This window comes from Streptomyces sp. NPDC089915, assembly GCF_040684675.1.
Classification (GTDB): Bacteria; Actinomycetota; Actinomycetes; order Streptomycetales; family Streptomycetaceae; genus Streptomyces.
The window spans coordinates 1-1732 of the sequence record NZ_JBFBGN010000345.1; the positions used below are offsets into that span (position 1 = coordinate 1).

3 protein-coding genes and 1 pseudogene are annotated in these 1732 nt (G+C 72.8%); 1 reads left to right on the plus strand and 3 read right to left on the minus strand.

Annotated features, from left to right (window positions below):
* Positions 1 to 27: 27 nt before the first annotated feature.
* On the minus strand, positions 28 to 237 hold the full coding sequence (locus tag AB0O29_RS35635) for a hypothetical protein (protein WP_365160512.1): 210 nt from the start codon (positions 235 to 237) through the stop codon (positions 28 to 30).
* 62 nt (positions 238 to 299) lie between these two features.
* Between AB0O29_RS35635 and AB0O29_RS35640 the strand changes: the two genes are divergently transcribed.
* Positions 300 to 869: a hypothetical protein gene (locus tag AB0O29_RS35640; protein ID WP_365160515.1), complete on the plus strand. Its 570-nt coding sequence runs from the start codon at positions 300 to 302 to the stop codon at positions 867 to 869.
* A gap of 17 nt (positions 870 to 886) precedes the next feature.
* On the opposite strand, the gene AB0O29_RS35645 is transcribed toward AB0O29_RS35640, so the two are convergent.
* A complete protein-coding gene (locus tag AB0O29_RS35645; RefSeq protein ID WP_365160517.1) occupies positions 887 to 1552 on the minus strand; it encodes a response regulator transcription factor in 666 nt (221 codons plus the stop codon).
* Positions 1549 to 1732: pseudogene (locus AB0O29_RS35650) on the minus strand (sensor histidine kinase); the annotation flags it as partial. The pseudogene AB0O29_RS35650 and the gene AB0O29_RS35645, both read right to left, overlap by 4 nt.

A 1732-nucleotide genomic window follows, 5' to 3' on the forward strand; every position in this document is an offset into this window, starting at 1 on the left:
GCCCGGGCCGCCGGGACCTGTTCGTACCTACTCGCCCGTGTCGCTGTCGGCGAAGGAGTCCGCCTGGCTCTTGACCTCCCGCGATCCTCCGTCGTCCAGGAGGAGCGGCCCGGCCGCCCGGACGTGCGTGCCGCCCGGAGCGGGCGAAGGCTGCAGGGCCTGCGCGGAACCGGGGGTGAGGAGCAGGCCGGCGGCAAGGACGGCCAGCGGGGGCAGGAGACGTCGCAGAATGATCATGCCTGCTCAACGAGCCAGGACCGGCGCGGCAACGACTCCGACCGGGCGAGTACGGTCAGCGGATGCGCGATCAGCGAGACCAGGATCAGGGCGTCCGCACGCCGGAGCCCGGGCAGCCCGCCCTGCCCGCTGAGAACACCGGCACGGGTTCGGAGGCCGAGGCGGTGGTGTTCGTGTGCGCGGCCTGCGGCGTCCCCCTGACGGGGCCCCTCACTCCGCTGCCCAAGGTTCCCGACGCTCCCTTCTACGCCTGGTGGGACGCCGATGAGCCGGGTCCGTCACCGGCGACCGTGCCGTCAGGCCGCTATGCGATCGAGACGGAGCCGTACGGTGCGCCCCTGGTCGTCGCCGAGGTGCCCGGGCCGGTGATGCCGCGCCACGGGGGGCACTGGAACGTGGACGGGAAGCCGTTGGTGTCGCAGGGCCCGCGGGGCAACATCGTCATCAACCCGGACGACGCCTTCGGCCTGGAGCTGCGGCACGCGTCCGCCGCCTGTTGCGGGGCGACCCCGGACGGCGGCATGAACCAGCTGTGCGCCTGCGGGGCCCTCATCGCGACCCTCTGCTCCGACTGCTGCCTGCCGTACGAACTCCACCTCTCGGCCGACCACGTCCGCGCGGTCCGACCCTGAGGCCATGAGCGACCCGGCTACGGCTCGATCAGGCCGACGCGGATGGCGTAGCGGGTGAGTTCGAGGCGGTCGCGCAGGCCGAGTTTCTGGAGCAGGTTGGCGCGGTGGCGCTCCACCGTCTTGGGGCTGATGACGAGGAGGTCGCCGATCTCCTTGGAGCTGTGGCCCTCGGCGACGAGCTTGAGGATCTCCTCCTCGCGCTCGGTGATGGCCCGTTCCGGGAGCGGTCCGCCGCTGCGGGCGCGGTCGAGGTAGGTGCGGATGAGGGTGGTCTCGGCGCCGGGGTAGATGAACGGCTCGTCGCGCAGCGCGGCGCGGCAGGCTTCGACGAGGTCGCGGTCGGCGACGGATTTGAGGACGTACCCGCAGGCTCCGGCCCGCAGGGCTTCGAAGAAGTACTGCTCGTTGTCGTACATGGTCAGCATCAGGATCCGCAGGCCCGGCCGCAGGCGGGCGAGTTCGCGGGCGGCCTGCAGGCCTGTCTGGCGGGGCATGGCGATGTCGAGGACGGCGAGGTCGATGTCGGTGCCGCGGGCCAGGGCCACGGCTTCGGCACCGTCGGCGGCCTCGGCGACCACGCTCAGGTCGGGTTCGGAGTCGAGGATGAGGCGGACGCCGCGGCGGACGAGGTTGTGGTCGTCGGCGAGCAGGATCCGGGCGGGCCCGGAGTCGGGTGGGGTCATCGCATGGCCTTCGTGGTGTCGGCGATGTCGAGGCGGACCTGGGTGCCGCCGTGCGGGCCGGCCCCGACGATGAGTTCGGCGCCGATCAGCAGGGCGCGCTCGCGCATGCCCTGGATCCCGGCGCCCTCGGGTGCGCCTCGGAGGCCGCGCCCGTTGTCGCGGACCAGGAGTCCGGTGCCG